13 protein-coding genes and 1 pseudogene are annotated in these 16,025 nt (G+C 72.7%); 5 read left to right on the forward strand and 9 right to left on the reverse strand.

The genetic code is table 11. The features are described from left to right. Window positions 1–221: 221 nt before the first annotated feature. The gene (locus KUM32_RS21470; RefSeq protein ID WP_217143548.1) at window positions 222–437 is read left to right on the forward strand and encodes a dodecin; all 216 of its coding nucleotides are present in this window, start codon (window positions 222–224) and stop codon (window positions 435–437) included. Window positions 438–476: 39 nt separating this feature from the next. Here KUM32_RS21470 and KUM32_RS21475 read toward each other — a convergent pair whose 3' ends face one another. Next, window positions 477–965, reverse strand: coding sequence for a hypothetical protein (locus KUM32_RS21475; RefSeq protein WP_217143549.1), 489 nt, complete (start codon window positions 963–965; stop codon window positions 477–479). 64 nt (window positions 966–1,029) lie between these two features. Here KUM32_RS21475 and KUM32_RS21480 point away from each other — a divergent pair, with 64 nt between their 5' ends. Together KUM32_RS21480 and KUM32_RS21485 are read left to right on the forward strand one after the other, a co-directional pair. Next, complete coding sequence (locus KUM32_RS21480; protein WP_217143550.1) at window positions 1,030–2,049, forward strand: LLM class flavin-dependent oxidoreductase; 1,020 nt, start codon at window positions 1,030–1,032, stop codon at window positions 2,047–2,049. 55 nt (window positions 2,050–2,104) lie between these two features. Then, window positions 2,105–4,450: an excinuclease ABC subunit UvrA gene (locus tag KUM32_RS21485; protein ID WP_217143551.1), complete on the forward strand. Its 2,346-nt coding sequence runs from the start codon at window positions 2,105–2,107 to the stop codon at window positions 4,448–4,450. A 42-nt stretch (window positions 4,451–4,492) separates the two neighbouring features. Here the strand turns inward: KUM32_RS21485 and KUM32_RS21490 are convergent, their stop codons facing one another. The 6 genes from KUM32_RS21490 to KUM32_RS21515 all read right to left on the reverse strand — a co-directional run bounded on the left by KUM32_RS21490 (window position 4,493) and on the right by KUM32_RS21515 (window position 10,739). Next, entirely contained in the window at window positions 4,493–5,446 is a 954-nt protein-coding gene (locus tag KUM32_RS21490; RefSeq protein ID WP_217143552.1) for a PRC and DUF2382 domain-containing protein, read from the reverse strand. Window positions 5,447–5,519: 73 nt separating this feature from the next. After that, window positions 5,520–6,383 (reverse strand): 1-acyl-sn-glycerol-3-phosphate acyltransferase, encoded by an 864-nt coding sequence (locus KUM32_RS21495; protein WP_217143553.1) that lies wholly within the window; start codon window positions 6,381–6,383, stop codon window positions 5,520–5,522. After that, complete coding sequence (locus KUM32_RS21500) at window positions 6,383–7,153, reverse strand: GNAT family N-acetyltransferase (RefSeq protein WP_217143554.1); 771 nt, start codon at window positions 7,151–7,153, stop codon at window positions 6,383–6,385. The genes KUM32_RS21495 and KUM32_RS21500 overlap by 1 nt, the downstream gene beginning before the upstream one ends. A 216-nt stretch (window positions 7,154–7,369) precedes the next feature. Beyond that, complete coding sequence (locus KUM32_RS21505; RefSeq protein ID WP_217143555.1) at window positions 7,370–8,119, reverse strand: succinate dehydrogenase/fumarate reductase iron-sulfur subunit; 750 nt, start codon at window positions 8,117–8,119, stop codon at window positions 7,370–7,372. Continuing rightward, on the reverse strand, window positions 8,116–10,065 hold the full coding sequence (locus KUM32_RS21510) for a fumarate reductase/succinate dehydrogenase flavoprotein subunit (RefSeq protein WP_217143556.1): 1,950 nt from the start codon (window positions 10,063–10,065) through the stop codon (window positions 8,116–8,118). Before KUM32_RS21510 ends, KUM32_RS21505 begins: the two co-directional genes overlap by 4 nt. A 2-nt stretch (window positions 10,066–10,067) precedes the next feature. Continuing rightward, window positions 10,068–10,739 carry a succinate dehydrogenase gene (locus KUM32_RS21515; RefSeq protein ID WP_217143557.1) on the reverse strand — a complete coding sequence of 224 codons (672 nt, stop codon included), beginning with the start codon at window positions 10,737–10,739 and terminating at the stop codon, window positions 10,068–10,070. A gap of 131 nt (window positions 10,740–10,870) precedes the next feature. Here KUM32_RS21515 and KUM32_RS21520 point away from each other — a divergent pair, with 131 nt between their 5' ends. Continuing rightward, on the forward strand, window positions 10,871–11,755 hold the full coding sequence (locus KUM32_RS21520; RefSeq protein ID WP_217143558.1) for a LysR family transcriptional regulator: 885 nt from the start codon (window positions 10,871–10,873) through the stop codon (window positions 11,753–11,755). Between the two features lie 100 nt (window positions 11,756–11,855). On the opposite strand, the gene rmdA is transcribed toward KUM32_RS21520, so the two are convergent. Both rmdA and KUM32_RS21530 read right to left on the reverse strand, forming a co-directional pair. Further along, a complete protein-coding gene (gene rmdA, locus KUM32_RS21525) occupies window positions 11,856–14,000 on the reverse strand; it encodes a cyclic Di-GMP phosphodiesterase RmdA (RefSeq protein WP_217143559.1) in 2,145 nt (714 codons plus the stop codon). Continuing rightward, window positions 13,997–14,809, reverse strand: a complete 813-nt coding sequence (locus KUM32_RS21530) for an SAM-dependent methyltransferase (protein ID WP_217143560.1) — start codon at window positions 14,807–14,809, stop codon at window positions 13,997–13,999. Before KUM32_RS21530 ends, rmdA begins: the two co-directional genes overlap by 4 nt. A gap of 1,010 nt (window positions 14,810–15,819) precedes the next feature. On the opposite strand from KUM32_RS21530, the pseudogene KUM32_RS21535 reads away from it, so the two are divergent. Next, window positions 15,820–16,025, forward strand: a pseudogene (locus tag KUM32_RS21535) (hypothetical protein); the annotation flags it as partial.

Here is a 16,025-nt window from a genome sequence, read left to right on the forward strand (position 1 = left end):
CGGCGGCGGACACGGATGTCCTGCGCACGCGGAGGGAGACCCGACGTGGGGGACGAGCCCGAGGCTCGAACGGGTGTCTGGGATTTTGGTATGGACCAATGGGAAGGTCAAGGGGGATCGGGCCGGTCTCCCCGACGCCTCGCGCTCCGGCGCGGCCTGGGGCACGGTGGAGTGACGCACGACACACGTCGCACCATCGCCCCGTGGAAGGGAGCACCCGCATGTCGAACCACACCTACCGGGTCACCGAGATCGTCGGCACCTCTCCCGAGGGCGTCGACCAGGCCGTCCGCAACGGCGTCGCCCGCGCCTCGCGGACCCTGCGCAATCTGGACTGGTTCGAGGTGACCCAGGTGCGCGGCCAGATCGAGGAAGGGGAGGTCGCGCACTGGCAGGTCGGCCTGAAACTCGGATTCCGTCTGGAGGAGTCGGACTGACGGCCCCGGGCGCACTCCCGTCCCGGTTCCCCCGCACGGTCAGGTGCGGCCCTCGCGCTCCTGCGCGATCCGCAGCTCGGCCGACCGGGCCGCCCAGCGGGCCCGGACGACGGTGAACCCGGCCCGTTCGGCGTCGTCGCACACCAGCTCGTCGTCGTCCACGAGGACCCGCACCTCACGGGTGCGGGCGAGCCGCCGCAGAATCTCCAGCTTGGTGCGCCGGGCGGGCCGGCGGTCGGCGTCGCCCCGCATGTGCACGGGCCCCTCCGGCAGGCCGTGCGCGGCCAGCCAGTCGAGCGTGTCGCGGCGGCAGCGCTCGGGGCGCCCGGTCAGGTAGACGATCTCGCACTCGTCGGCGCTCCCGCGCACCAGCGCGATGCCCTCCGCGAGCGGCGGATCGTGCGGCGCGGCGGCGAAGAAGGCGTCCCAGTCCCGCGGCCGGCGCTCCAGGAACCGCTGCCGGTGCGCGGTGTCGGCGAGGGTGTTGTCCAGGTCGAACACGGCCAGGGGCCTGCTGCTGTCGGTCACCCGTCCCACCCTAGCCAGGGTCCCGCGCCGGGAATCCTGACGCCCCGCGGGCGTTGAACCCGGTGTGAGCTCCCTGATCGCGAACACCCGATTCTCCGTCCTCGACCGCTCCCGCATCCGCGAGGGCCACACCGGCGCACAGGCGTTGCGCGACACCGTGGAGCTGGCGCGGGAGGCGGAGCGGCTCGGCTACCACCGGTTCTGGGTGTCGGAGCACCACGGTGTGCCCGGGGTGGCCGGCTCGGCGCCGACCGTGCTGGCCGCCGCCGTGGCCGGCGCCACGCGGACCATCCGGGTCGGCACCGGCGGCGTGATGCTGCCCAATCACCGGCCCCTGGTCGTCGCGGAGCAGTTCGGCGTGCTGGAGTCCCTCTTCCCCGGCCGGATCGACATGGGGCTGGGCCGCTCGGTGGGCTTCACCGACGGCGTGCGCAAGGCGCTGGGCCGGGACAAGGAGGACGCCGAGGACTTCGAGGCCCAGCTGACCGAGCTGCTCGGCTGGTTCCGGGGCACCTCGCCCACCGGCGTGCACGCCCGCCCCGCGGAGGGACTGACCGTCCCGCCGTTCGTGCTGGCCATGGGCGAGGGCGCGGCGGTCGCCGCCCGCGCGGGCCTGCCGATGGTCATCGGCGACCTGCGCGACCGCGACCGGATGCGCAGGGGCGTCGAGCGCTACCGCGAGGGGTTCCGGCCCTCCGGGTGGAGCCCGGAGCCGTACGTCGTCGTCTCCGGCACGGTCGCCGTGGCCGACACCCCCGCGGCGGCCCGGCGGCTCCTGGTCCCGGAGGCCTGGTCCATGGCCCACGCCCGCACCCGCGGCTCCTTCCCTCCCCTGCCCCCGGCCGAGGAGGCCGAGGCCCGGGCGACGACCGCCCGGGAACGCGAGTTCTACGAGTCCGGCCTGGCCGGCCACATCGCCGGCACCGAGGAACAGGTCGCCGGCGAACTGGAGTCGCTCCTGCGGGACACGGGCGCACAGGAGGTCCTGATCACCACCAGCACGTACGACCGCGAGGCGCTGCTGGACTCCTACCGGCGTCTCGCCCGCCTCGCCGGCCTCGGGAGGTCCACCGCTCCGGCGTAGAATCGCGGGGTTTGTCCCACCGGCCGTGACCGAAGACCGTACGGAGTTCCCCGCGATGCACAGCCCCCACGACCCCTACGTCCGGGTGCGCGACGCCCGTGAGCACAATCTCAAGGGCGTGGACGTGGACATCCCCCGGGACGTGGTGGCCGTGTTCACCGGTGTGTCGGGCTCGGGGAAGTCGTCGCTCGCCTTCGGCACGGTCTACGCGGAGGCGCAGCGGCGCTACTTCGAGTCGGTCGCGCCCTACGCCCGCCGGCTGATCCACCAGGTGGGCACCCCGAAGGTCGGCGAGGTCACCGGACTGCCGCCCGCCGTGTCACTGCAACAGCGCCGCGCGGCGCCGACGTCGCGTTCCTCGGTCGGCACGGTCACCAACCTCTCCAACTCCCTGCGGATGCTGTTCTCCCGGGCCGGTGACTATCCGCCGGGCGCGGCGCGGCTCGACTCCGACGCCTTCTCGCCCAACACGGCGGCCGGGGCGTGCCCCGAGTGCCACGGGCTCGGCCGGGTGCACCGGACGACCGAGGAGCTGCTGGTCCCCGATCCGTCGCTGTCCGTCCGGGACGGCGCGATCGCCGCGTGGCCCGGCGCCTGGCAGGGCAAGAACCTGCGGGACATCCTCGGCGCCCTCGGGTACGACGTGGACCGGCCGTGGCGCGAGCTGCCCGCCGAGCAGCGGGAGTGGATCCTGTTCACGGACGAGCAGCCGGTGGTGACGGTGCACCCCGTGCGGGACGCGGACCGCATCCAGCGGCCGTACCAGGGCACGTACATGAGCGCCCGGCGGTACGTGATGAAGACGTTCTCGGACTCGAAGAGCGCCACGCTGCGGGCGAAGGCCGAACGCTTCCTCACCAGCGCGCCCTGCCCCGTCTGCGGCGGCGGACGGCTGCGGCCGGAGGCGCTGGCGGTGACCGTCGGCGGACGCACCGTCGCCGAACTGGCCGCGCTGCCGCTCACGGAACTCGCCGAGGCGCTGCCGACGGAGGGCGAGACGGCCCGCGTGCTCACCGGGGACCTCGTCTCCCGCATCGAGCCCGTCGTCGAGCTGGGGCTCGGCTATCTGAGCCTCGACCGACCGACGCCCAGCCTGTCGGCGGGCGAGCTGCAGCGGCTGCGGCTGGCGACGCAGCTGCGGTCCGGGCTGTTCGGGGTCGTCTACGTCCTGGACGAACCGTCCGCGGGACTGCACCCGGCGGACACCGAGGCGCTGCTGACGGTGCTGGAGCGGCTGAAGGCGGCGGGCAACTCGGTGTTCGTGGTGGAGCACCACCTCGGCGTGGTGCGCGGCGCCGACTGGATCGTGGACGTCGGTCCGCGCGCGGGCGAGCACGGCGGGCGGGTGCTGTACAGCGGACCGGTGGCGGGGCTGGCCGAGGTGGCGGAGTCCGCGACGGCCCGCCACCTCTTCGACCGCTCCCCCGCTCCCGCCCGCGAGGTCCGCACCCCGCGGGGCACCGTGACGGTCGGCCCGGTCACCCGGCACAACCTGCGCGGGGTGACCGCACGGTTCCCGCTCGGTGTACTCACCGCGGTGACGGGCGTGTCCGGCTCCGGGAAGTCGACGCTCATCGGCGAGATCACGCAGGACCTGCCCGGCGTGGGCCGCCTGGTCTCCGTCGACCAGCGGCCGATCGGACGCACGCCGCGCTCCAACCTGGCCACGTACACGGGTCTGTTCGACGTCGTACGCAAGGTCTTCGCGGCCACCGGCCAGGCCCGCGAACGGGGTTACGGCGTCGGTCGCTTCTCCTTCAACGTGCCCGGCGGACGCTGCGAGACCTGCCAGGGCGAGGGGTTCGTCAGCGTCGAGCTGCTGTTCCTGCCCAGCACGTACGCGCCCTGCCCGGACTGCGGCGGGGCGCGGTACAACCCCGCGACGCTCGACGTGGCGTACCGGGGACGGAACATCGCCGAAGTGCTGGACCTGACCGTGGAGGACGCGGCGGACTTCTTCTCGGACACTCCGGCGGTGGCCCGCAGCCTGGCCGCGCTGCTCGACGTCGGTCTGGGCTACCTGCGGCTCGGCCAGCCGGCGACCGAACTGTCCGGCGGGGAGGCGCAGCGCATCAAGCTGGCGAGCGAGCTGCAGCGGGGGCGCCGCGGCCACACCCTGTACCTCCTCGACGAACCGACGACCGGTCTGCACCCGGCCGATGCCGAGGTGCTGATGCGGCAGTTGCACGGTCTGGTCGACGCCGGACACACGGTGGTCGTCGTCGAGCACGACATGACCGTGGTGGCGGGTGCCGACCACGTGATCGACCTGGGGCCGGGCGGCGGCGACGCGGGCGGTCGGATCGTCGCCGCGGGACCGCCGGCCGAGGTGGCGCGGGTGCGCGCCAGTGCCACCGCCCCCTATCTGGCGCGGGCCGTGGACGGCGGGGTGCACCGGTGAGGTCGCTTCACCGGCACACGTCCCGGCGGTGGCGGCCGGCGGCTACAGGCGGCCCCGCCGCCCGTCGTCGTCCTCGGTGCTGGCCTCGGTGATGTCCTCGGTGATGGCCTCGATCCGCTCCTTGCGGACCCGTCCCCGCACCGTCTCTTCCTCGGTGTGCTCCTCCGTGGTCATCCGGACGCGTTCCACCGGCACCGTCTCGGTCTCCACGACGGGGCGTTCCGCGTGCAGCGTGATCTCGTGCTCGGCCTCACTGATCTCCGGGCCGGTGAGCGCCTCACCGCGGTTGGCCTCCGTGATCGGTTCGCGTTCCACGCGCACTTCCTCGTGGGTCACCGGGACGGTCTGCTGGACCTCCTCCGTGACCACGTACTTGCGCAGCCTGGCCCGGCCGGTCTCGCGGCGCTCGACGCCGACGCGCATCTGCTCCTCGGAGCGGGTCATGGCGTCGTCCCCGCGCATGCTCGTACGGTCGGTGGCTTCCCGGTGGCCGGCCGTGCGGCCCGCCGCGCCGGCCATGCCGGCCGCTCCGGCCGCGCCCATCCCCGTACCAGTACCGGTGCCGGTGCCGGTGCCGAGGGTGGTGTCGGTTCCGGTGGTTCCGGTTCCGGCGCTGGGGCCGGGGCCGGCGGCCCAGCGGCCGTCGTCGGTCCGCTCGGCCTCGGACAGCACGCTGTCCCAGTTGATCCCGTAGTAGTCGTAGAGCCGGTGCTCCTCGGTCTCCGACAGATGGCCGCCCGCGTCGATGTCGACAGAGGGTGCGCCCTTGACCTGCTCCTTGCGGTAGGGGACCTCCAGGTGGTCCTGCACGACCGCGGCGTCGCGGATGGGTACGAAGGACTCGTTGGAGCCGAACATGCCCGTCTTGACGCTCACCCACTCGGGGCGCCCGGTCATGTCGTCGAAGAAGACGTGCTTGGCGTCGCCGATCCTGTTGCCGTCACCGTCGTAGACCGGCTGGTCGAGGACGTTGGCGATCTCTTCACGGGTGATCATCTGGCATCACCCTCCTTCCGGAGTGCCTGCCTTCCGGATGTCCGTCAACAGGTGTACGAAAACGGCACAGGAGTCACAAAGGGCACATACTTTTCGAAGGTGCTTTCTCCTGGTGACCGTGCCGGGGAGCCGGCGTTCCGGGAGCGGCCGGCTGGGCGGCCTCGGCCAGTGAGCGGCGGTCGCGGTGGCTCCCGGGCGGGACGACGGGCCCCACCTCCACCTCGGCGGTCACCCCGCGCGCCGTCGCCACCCGCCACAGGGAGGCCAGCAGGGTGTCCTCACCGACGAACGCGGGCGCCGTGCTCACCGCCCGCTGCGCTGTCCGGTACCGGATGCGGACCGGCTGGACCGGTACCCCGGCGTCGAGGGCGGCCTGGAAGACCGCCCGGCGGAAGGTCCCCCGCGCCCGTCCGCACCAGGTGCTCCCCTCGGGGAAGGCGGCGACCGCGGCGCCCTCGCGCAGTGCTCCCGCGATCGCCGCGACGGTGTCCGGCAGGGCCCGCAACCGGTCCCGTTCGATGAACAGCACGCCCGCGCGCGCGACCAGCCGGCCCGCCACCGGCCACCGCCGTATCTCGCTCTTGGCCAGCATGCGGGCGGGACGCACGGCGGCGAGCAGCGGGATGTCGAGCCAGGAGACGTGGTTGGCGACGAGGAGCAGCCCGCCGGCCGGGGCGGCGGCGCCCGTCACACGGACTTGGACGCCGGCGGCCCGCACGATCCACCGGCACCAGCGCCGCACCAGGGCGTCGGGGATCTTCCCCCGCACGCGCCGGGGCCCCCGGCCGAACTGTGTCAGCACGAGCACGATCCCCGCGAGGAGCAGCACCGCGACCGCCGCGAGCCGCAGCACGGCGCGCGGCACGGCCGCCGCGTGCCGGGACCGTTCCACGCATGCCCCGGGGGTGCAGGGCGCGGTGGGCAGCCAGGCGCTCATCAGGCCGGGACGAGCGAGAGGAAGTGCCGCAGGTAGCGCGGGTTCACCCGGCTCATCGGCAGCAGCACGTACAGGTCGGCGACGCCGAAGTCCACGTCGTGCGAGGGCTCCCCGCAGACCCAGGCTCCGAGCCGGAGGTAGCCGCGCAGCAGGGCCGGGAGTTCGGTCCGGCCGGCGGGCGCGGCGACGCGCGGGATCCACGGGAGCAGTGGCCGTACCCGGTACTCCTCGGGTGCCAGGTGCCCCGCCCGCACCCGGTCCCAGGTGCCCGCGGCGAGGGCGCCGCCGTCGGCGAGCGGGATCGAGCAGCAGCCGGCCAGCCACTCGTGGCCCCGCTCGGTCATGTAGCGGGCTATCCCGGCCCAGATGAGCCCGATGACAGCGCCGTCCCGGTGGTCGGGGTGCACGCAGGAACGGCCCACCTCGACCAGATCGGGGCGGATCGCGTCCAGCGGGGCGAGATCGAACTCGCCCTGCGCGTACAGCCGCCCGGCGACGGCCGCGCGCTCCGGCGGCAGCAGCCGGTAGGTGCCGACCACCTGCCCGGTCACCTCCTCACGCACGAGCAGGTGGTCGCAGTACGCGTCGAACGGGTCGACGTCGTACCCGGGCTGCGGGCTCGCCAGCAGGGCGCCCATCTCCCCGGCGAAGACGTCGTGCCGCAGCCGCTGCGCGGCCCGCACCTCCTCCTCGTCACGGGCGAGGGTGACGGTGTAGCGGCGGGGTGCGGCGGGCTTCGGGGGTCGGTCTGCGGTCAGTACGCCGGACATGGCACTCTCCTGGTCACGGGCCGGGGCGGCGAGGGCGGACCGACGGTGTACGGTCCGCCGCTCCTGTTCTTCCGCTGCCGGTTGGCCGGTGCGTGACCTGGGCCGGGAGAGTGGATGTGGGGCTGTTGAATGCCGGGGGCGAAAGCGAGACGGGGCCGGGAGGAGCACCTCTCCCGGCCCCGTCCGTCCGCACCTCTCGGCGAACGTCCGGTCGGGCTACCTCTTCGCCACCTTGCGCGTGGCCCGCAGCCACTCCTTGTTCATGCTGGTGATGGACACCAGCGGGATGCCCTTGGGGCAGGCCGTCGCGCACTCGCCGGTGAGGGTGCAGCCGCCGAAGCCCTCGTCGTCCATCTGCGCCACCATGTCAAGCACCCGCGTCTCGCGTTCGGGCGCGCCCTGCGGCAGGACGTTCAGGTGGTTGACCTTCGCGGACGTGAACAGCATCGCCGCCCCGTTCGGGCAGGCCGCGACACATGCCCCGCAGCCGATGCACTCCGCGTGCTCGAAGGCGAAGTCGGCGTCAGGTTTCGGCACCGGGGTGGCGTGCGCCTCGGGCGCGGCGCCGGTCGGCGCGGTGATGTAGCCGCCGGCCTGGATGATCCGGTCGAAGGCCGAGCGGTCGACGACCAGGTCCTTCACGACCGGGAAGGCGGAGGCCCGCCACGGCTCGATGTCGATGGTGTCGCCGTCCTGGAAGGACCGCATGTGGAGCTGGCAGGTGGTGGTGCGCTCGGGGCCGTGGGCGTCGCCGTTGATGACCAGTGAACACGCGCCGCAGATGCCCTCGCGGCAGTCGTGGTCGAAGGCGACGGGGTCCTCGCCCTTGAGGATGAGTTCCTCGTTGAGGGTGTCGAGCATCTCCAGGAAGGACATGTCGCGGGAGATGCCGTCCACCTCGTACGTGGACATGGCGCCTTCGGCGTCGGCGTTCTTCTGCCGCCAGACGCGCAGGGTGAGCTTCATGCGTAGCTCCGCTGGGTGGGGTGGACGTACTCGAAGACCAGGTCTTCCTTGTGCAGGGTGGGCGCCTCGCCGGTGCCCGTGAACTCCCAGGCGGCGGCGTAACCGAACTCGTCGTCCTTGCGGGCCGCCTCGCCGTCGGGGGTCTGGGACTCCTCGCGGAAGTGGCCGCCGCAGGACTCGGTCCGGTGCAGCGCGTCGAGGCACATCAGCTCCGCGAGCTCCAGGTAGTCGACGATGCGGTTGGCCTTCTCCAGGGACTGGTTGAACTCCTCGCCGGTGCCCGGGACCTTGATCCGCCGCCAGAACTCCTCGCGGATCTGCGGGATCCGCTCCAGCGCCTTGCGCAGGCCGGCGTCGGTGCGGGCCATGCCGCAGAACTCCCACATCAGCTCGCCGAGTTCGCGGTGGAAGGAGTCCGGGGTACGGTCGCCGTCCACGGACAGCAGCAGGTTCAGCCGGTCCTCGGTCTCGGCCAGCGCCTCCTGGACCACCGGGTGGCCGGCGCCCACCTCGTCCCCCAGCGGGTTGCGGGCGAGGTAGTCGTTGATCGTGGCCGGAAGGACGAAGTAGCCGTCGGCCAGGCCCTGCATCAGCGCGGAGGCGCCGAGCCGGTTGGCGCCGTGATCGGAGAAGTTGGCCTCGCCGATGGCGAACAGGCCGGGGACGGTGGTCTGCAGGTCGTAGTCGACCCACAGGCCGCCCATCGTGTAGTGCACGGCGGGGTAGATCCGCATCGGCACCTCGTACGGGTCCTCGTCGGTGATCCGCTGGTACATGTCGAAGAGGTTGCCGTACTTGGCCTCGACCGCCTTGCGGCCCATGCGCTCGATGGCGTCGGCGAAGTCCAGGTAGACGCCCTGGCCGCCGGGGCCCACTCCCCTGCCCTCGTCGCAGACGTTCTTCGCGGCGCGGGAGGCGATGTCGCGGGGGACGAGGTTGCCGAAGGACGGGTAGATGCGCTCCAGGTAGTAGTCGCGCTCGTCCTCGGGGATCTCGTTCGGGGGCCGGTCGTCGCCCTTGGCCCTGGGCACCCAGATCCGGCCGTCGTTGCGCAGCGACTCGCTCATCAGCGTCAGCTTGGACTGGTGGTCGCCGGTGCGCGGGATGCAGGTCGGGTGGATCTGCGTGAAGCAGGGGTTGGCGAAGTAGGCGCCGCGCCGGTGCGCCCGCCAGATCGCGGTCGCGTTGGAGTTCATGGCGTTGGTCGACAGGTAGAAGACGTTGCCGTAGCCGCCGCTCGCCAGGACCACGGCGTCCGCGAAGTAGGTGGAGATCTTCCCGGTGATCAGATCCCGGGCGACGATGCCGCGTGCCCGGCCGTCCACGACGATCAGGTCCAGCATCTCGGTGCGCGGGTGCATCTCGATGTTGCCGGCCGCGATCTGCCTGCTGAGGGCCTGGTAGGCGCCGAGCAGCAGTTGCTGCCCCGTCTGGCCGCGGGCGTAGAACGTACGGGAGACCTGGACGCCGCCGAAGGAGCGGGTGTCGAGCAGGCCGCCGTACTCGCGGGCGAAGGGGACGCCCTGCGCCACGCACTGGTCGATGATCTCCACGGAGATCTGCGCCAGACGGTGCACGTTGGACTCGCGCGCCCGGAAGTCGCCGCCCTTGACGGTGTCGTAGAACAGGCGGTGGACGGAGTCGCCGTCGTTGCGGTAGTTCTTGGCCGCGTTGATGCCGCCCTGCGCGGCGATCGAGTGGGCACGGCGGGGTGAGTCCTGGTAGCAGAACTGGACGACGTGGTAGCCCTGTTCGGCGAGCGTGGCACCGGCGGAGCCGCCTGCCAGGCCGGTGCCGACCACGATGACCGTGTGCTTGCGCCGGTTGGCGGGGTTGACCAGCTTGGCCTCGAAGCGGCGCTTGTCCCAGCGCTCGTTGACCGGGCCGGCGGGGGCCTTGGTGTCGGCGACCGGCTCACCGGTCGTGTAGTCGGCGTAGGAAGTCATGGTCAGCTCACCACTCCGGTCATGACGCCCACGGGTACGGCGACGAAGCCGGCCGTGAGCAGCAGCGCGAGGACGTTGGCGACGGTTTTCAGGGCGCGGTCGCGGGTGCGGCTGCCGGCGCCGAGGGTCTGGGCGGCGCTCCAGAAGCCGTGCCGGATGTGCATGCCGACGGCGAGCACCGCGACGATGTAGACGGCGTTGCCGTACCAGGTGGAGAAGGTGTCCACGACGTTCTGGTAGGGCTTGCCCGTCTCGAAGCCGCCGGAGTGCACGGTGCCGGTGGTCAGGTCGAGGATGTGCCAGACGATGAACAGAGCGAGGATGATCCCGCCCCAGCGCATGGTGCGCGTCGCGTAACTGGCCCGCGGCTTCTTGTGGACGTACTTGCTGGGCCGCGCCTTGATGTCGCGGCGGCTGAGCTGGTACGCGGAGACGGCGTGGGCGACGACGGCGACGACCAGCACGACGCGGATCAGCCACAGCGTCCACTCGTAGTGCATGAACGGCTCGCCGACCGTGCGCAGCCAGTGGGCGTAGTGGTTGAACTCGCCCGCGCCGAAGAAGATCTTCAGGTTCCCGATCATGTGGGCGACCAGGTAGAGCAGCATGACGAGACCGCTGACCGCCATCACTGTCTTCTTGCCGACGGTCGAGTCCCACACGGTGCGCGCCATGGACGGCCGTCGGTCCGTCCGCGTTGCCAGAGCCATGTCACAGGACACTACGGGGGAAGGGAGCCATCGGTCCAAGACATGGTCCGGCTCGTTTCCATAGGCTTTGGCTATCAGGGACCTATGCTGACGGTATGCAGTTGCAGCAGCTCCAGTACTTCGTCGCGGTCGCCGAGACCCGGCACTTCACCCGGGCCGCGGAGACGGTCCACGTGGCGCAGCCGTCGCTGTCGCAGCAGATCAAGGCGCTGGAGCGGGAGCTGGGCGCGGACCTGTTCCAGCGCGCACGGGGCAACATCACGCTCACCGACGCCGGAGAGGCCCTGCTCCCGTTGGCCCGGCGCATCCTGGCCGACGCGGACACCGCCCGGCACGAGGTGCTGGAACTGGTGCAGCTGCGGCGCGGACGGGTGCGGCTGGGCGCCACCCCGAGCCTGTGCACCGGGCTGCTGCCGGACGTGCTGCGGGCGTTCCACGACCGGTATCCCGGCATCCGGCTCATGATCGAGGAGGGCGGTTCGCACGACCTCGTACGGGAACTGGCGCGCGGCGCGCTCGACCTGGCGCTGGTGGTGCTCCCGCTGCCCACCGCGTCGCCGGCCCTGACGACGGTGGAGCTGCTGCGGGAGGACCTGGTCGTGGTGTCGTCCCCGGAGTGGCCCCGGCCGGGCGGCGGGCGGCGGGCCGTGCGCATCGCCGACCTGGAGGGCGAACGCCTGGTGATGTTCCGGCACGGGTACGACCTGCGGGAGCTGACCGTGGCGGCGTGCCGCGCCGCCGGGTTCGAGCCGGACTTCGCCGTGGAGGGCGGCGAGATGGACGCGGTGCTGGGGTTCGTGCGGGCGGGCCTGGGGATGGCGGTGGTGCCCCGGATGGTGGCGGCGCGGTCGGGGCGGGGGCTGCGGGTGACGCCGCTGGCCCGCCCGGGCCTGCACCGCACCATCGCCCTGGCCCACCGCAGCGACGTGGCTCCGCCGAGGGCCGCGCGGGAGCTCCAGCGGATGCTGCTGGAGCGCTGACGGGCCCCTGCGGGGCGGCCCGGGCACCTGCCGGGCGTCGCCCGGGCGTACGCCCCCGGTGAGCCACCGCAGCGTAGGCGGCCCGGGGCCGGAGTCCCGTTCAGCCGGTGGCGTCCACCAGCGCCAGTTCGTGCAGCCGCTCCGGTGGTCCCGGGCGGGCGTAGTACCAGCCCTGGGCCGTGTCGCAGCCCAGTACGCGCAACTGCTCGGCCTGGGCGCCGGTCTCCACGCCCTCCACGGTGACCGCGAGGTCCAGGCTGTGGGCCAGCGCGACGATCCCCTCGACGATCTTCAGGTCGACGGGGTCCGCCGGGAACTGCTGCATGCTCTGCGTGAACGAACGGTCGAGCTTGAGGACGCTCACCGGCAGCCTGCGCAGGTTGGCCAGGTTGGAGTAGCCGGTGCCGAAGTCGTCCAGGGCGATGTCGACGCCCATCTCGGCCAGCCGGCGCAGCGGCTTCAGCAGGTCGTCGTCCGCGCCGATCAGCGCGGACTCCGTCACCTCCAGGCAGAGCGCGTCCGGTGCGACGCCGGTCCGCTCCAGGATGTCGACGGTGTCCTGGACCAGCCCGGGGTGGGTGAGCTGGCAGGGCGACAGGTTGACGTTGATGCGCAGCGGGCCCGCGGCGGTGGTCTCGCCGTACCGCTCCCGCCAGGCGTGGGCCTGGCGCACGGACTGCTCCAGCACCCAGCGTCCCAGCGGGACGATCAGCCCCGTGTGCTCGGCGAGCGGGATGAACCGGTCCGGGCCGAGCACGCCGTGCTGCGGGTGCAGCCAGCGCACCAGCGCCTCGGCGCCCCGGACGCTGCCGTCGCCGAGGTGCACGAGGGGCTGGTACTCGATGAAGAACTCGCCCCGTTCCAGGGCCGTCGGCAGCGCGGTCGTCAGTCCGTGCCGGGTGATGACACGGGCGTCGGCCTCCGGGTCGGCGAGCTCGAAGCGGTTGCCGCCCGCCGACTTGGCCCGGTACATGGTGATGTCGGCGCTGCGCAGCACCTCCGCCGGGCTGCGCTCGCCCGCGGGACCCTCGACGATGCCGATGCTGCCGCGCACGGTCAGTTCGCGGCCGTCCACGCTGATCGGCGCGAGCAGCGCGTTCATGATGCGCGCGGCCAGTTCGTCGACCTCGTGCCGGGTGTCCGGGCCGGTGGTCAGCGCGACGAACTCGTCCCCGCCGAGCCGGGCGACCATCTCACCGGGAGCGGTGGCACAGGCCTGCAGCCGGTCGGCGACCTCGACGAGCAGCCGGTCTCCGGCCGCGTGGCCGAGGCTGTCGTTGACGGTCTTGAAGCCGTCGAGGTCGAGGTAGCACAGGCCGAAGCGCTGCCCCGGGCCGGCGCCCAGCGCCTTCTCCAGGCGTTCGAAGAAGAAGCTGCGGTTGGGCAGGCCGGTGAGCGCGTCGTGCGTGGCCTCGTAGCGCAGTCGCAGGTTGAGCAGCCGGCGCTCGGTGGTGTCCTCCATCAGCGCGAGCTGGTACTGCGGGGTGCCGTCGGCGTCGCGCAGCAGGGAGACGGTCAGGTTGGTCCACAGGACCGTCCCGTCGGGCCGGTAGAAGGCCTTCTCCACGTGGTAGTGCTCGCGTTCGCCGCGCACCAGCTCGTCGTAGAGCCGCCAGATCTGCGGCGCGTCGTCGGGATGCGTCCACTCCGTGGCCCGGCGGCCGCCCAGCGTCGGGTCGGCGATGCCGAACATGCGCATCAACGCGCCGTTGACCTGGAGGACGTTGCCGTCCAGGTCGGCGATGCCGATGCCTATGGCGGCGCCCTCGAAGACCGCGCGGAAGCGGGCCTCGCTGGCGTGCAGCGCCTCGGCCACCACGCCCTGCGCCTTCAGGGCGGCCTGCGCGATGGCCTCCTGCTCCGCCAGCGTGCGCTCGCGCAGCGCCCCGGCGAACCCGGCCGCCATGGCGTGCTGAAGGCGTGCCGAACGCGCCCGCATGCCCTCGGGGTCGCCGTCCTCGCCGCAGTACAGCACGAGGTAGGCGTCGACACAGTCCAGGGTCCGGGCGAGCGCCTCGGGGTCGGTGCAGTGCGCGTCGACGAGCGCGGCGCCGACCGCCCTGGCCCGCTCCGCGTCGAAGCTCCGCGCCCGCAGCACCTCGCTCAGCCGGCGGGCCAGCGGCAGCAGTCGTTCCTCGAACTCGGGCCGGGTCGCCGACGTCGAGGTCACCGGGAAGACCGCCCGGCTCCAGATGGTGGCGAACCGGCGCAGTCTGTCCTCCGGCCCGTCCGGCTCCGCGATCACGCCGTACGCCCCACGCCGGCGAACCCGGAGAACGCGTACGGGTCCTCGTCCTCCGGCGCCCCTTCGGGCCGCCAGCGCGGCATCGGAACCAGTCCGGGTTCCACCATGTCGTACCCCTCGAAGAACCGCGCGATCTCCTCGCGCGAACGCATGATCAGCGGATTGCGGATGTCCTTGTACACGTCCACCGCGCCCCCGGCCCGCTCGGCGGGCAGCGGGATCCCCTCGTACGAGGCATGCGTGAGCACGAGCAGGCTGCCGGGCGCGAGCGCGCCGGTCAGCTCGGCCACCGCCGCGTAGGGGTCGTCCGCGTCTTCCACGAAGTGCAGTATGGCAACCAACAGCACGGCCACCGGCCGATTCAGGTCGATCAGCCGCTCCACCTGGGGGCTGGAGAGGATCTCCCGCGGCTTGAGGAGGTCCGCGGCCACGACGTCGGTGTCGTCGTCGCCCTCCAGGACGGCCTGGCTGTGCGCGACCGCCACCGGGTCGTGGTCGACGTACACCACACGGGCACCCGGCCGGCCGTGCCGGGCGACCTCGTGGACGTTGCCGAAGGTGGGGATGCCGGAGCCGATGTCCAGGAACTGGTCGATGCCCTCGTCGGCCGCGAAGCGCACGGCACGGCGCATGAACGCCCGGTTCGCCTGCATGATCTTGGGGAGTCCCGGCATGAACTCCATGGCCCTGCGGGCCGCTTCCCGGTCGACCTCGAAGTTGTGCGAACCGCCCAGGTAGAAGTCGTAGATCCGGGACACGCTGGGCACCGAGATGTCGATGCTCCGCGGGGCCCAGGCGGGACGCTCCATCTGGCTCTCCAAGGGCGTAGGCGATCCGGTGTTCGAGCTGAGGCTACTGATCGCCCGCCAAACGGGCGAGTCCAAACGGAAAATGACCGTCCGTTCCAGGTCACTGCCCGCGGCACGTGCCACCTGCCAAGGCATGCCAAAGCGCGCGAACGGGACCGTTCCCCTCCGCGTCCGCACGTGGTCGCTGCTTCTTCGGCACACCGATCGACCTTTCGTCGGGTGCGACGGCGTACCAGGTACCGCCGACACGCTGACGGTTGGTGCCTCCTGGCGGCACACCGGCCGACCGCCGGTGATCCGTTCCCCGGTGCCGTCGGGACGGGTGACCCCGCCGGGCAACGCAGAGGGCGCGGCCCGTCCCGTCGGTCACCAGCTCGCCGAACTTGGGCTTCGTGGCGGTGGACAGCTTGCCCGCCGACGCCCGCGTGCCGTCAGCGCCGGCGCCGCCGCGGCACTCGCCACGAGCGGGGCGCTCCGCCAGGGGATCCTCATCGTCGATCCCCGTTCCACCGTGACGGCGCGGGACGGCCGGCCACGCCGCCGCACACGACACGGAGTACGCGCCGGGGAGCGGGCGGTGTCCGGCGCCGAGCGGTCTTCCTCCCCCTCGCCTCAGTCGCCGCGGTCGCCGCGGTCGCCGCGGTCGCCGAGCACGGTCCGGGCACGGCACGCGACCCTCTGGCGCTTCGTACGGAAGTACGAGACCGGGCGCGCGCGGCATCGGGCCGGTCAAACCGCCGACCGGCCCGAATCCCTCGTTCGGGGCAACCGTCCGGCACCGGGACGTGGCCCGGCGCGCCAGGCTCCATGATCGGCGACGTGCATGGACCCGAACCGGCCCGATCCGCCCTGGTCGTACGGGCGTTGGCCCTGGTGACACTCGCGTTCACCGTCGTCGGCGCGCCGCTCGACCCGGCGCGTGCCGACGCCTGTGCGTACGTGTCGAACGGACCGGGCGACACCGGCGCGGTGTCGGTCGCCGGGAACGCCTCCTGGCCCACCTTCCCGCCGTGCCCCGAGCCCTCACCGACGCCCACGCCGACCCCCACCCCGACTCCGACTCCGACGCCGCCTCCGAAGCCCACTCCCCCGCCTCCGCCGGCGCCGAAGCCGCCTCCACCGGCACCGCCCGCCCCGAAGCCCGAACCACCGCCCCCGCCACCCCCGCGGCCGTCGCCGGCGCGCCCCGAGCCGACGCCGCCGCCGGCCCCAACCC

The sequence above is a fragment of the Streptomyces sp. AC627_RSS907 genome (assembly GCF_019049165.1).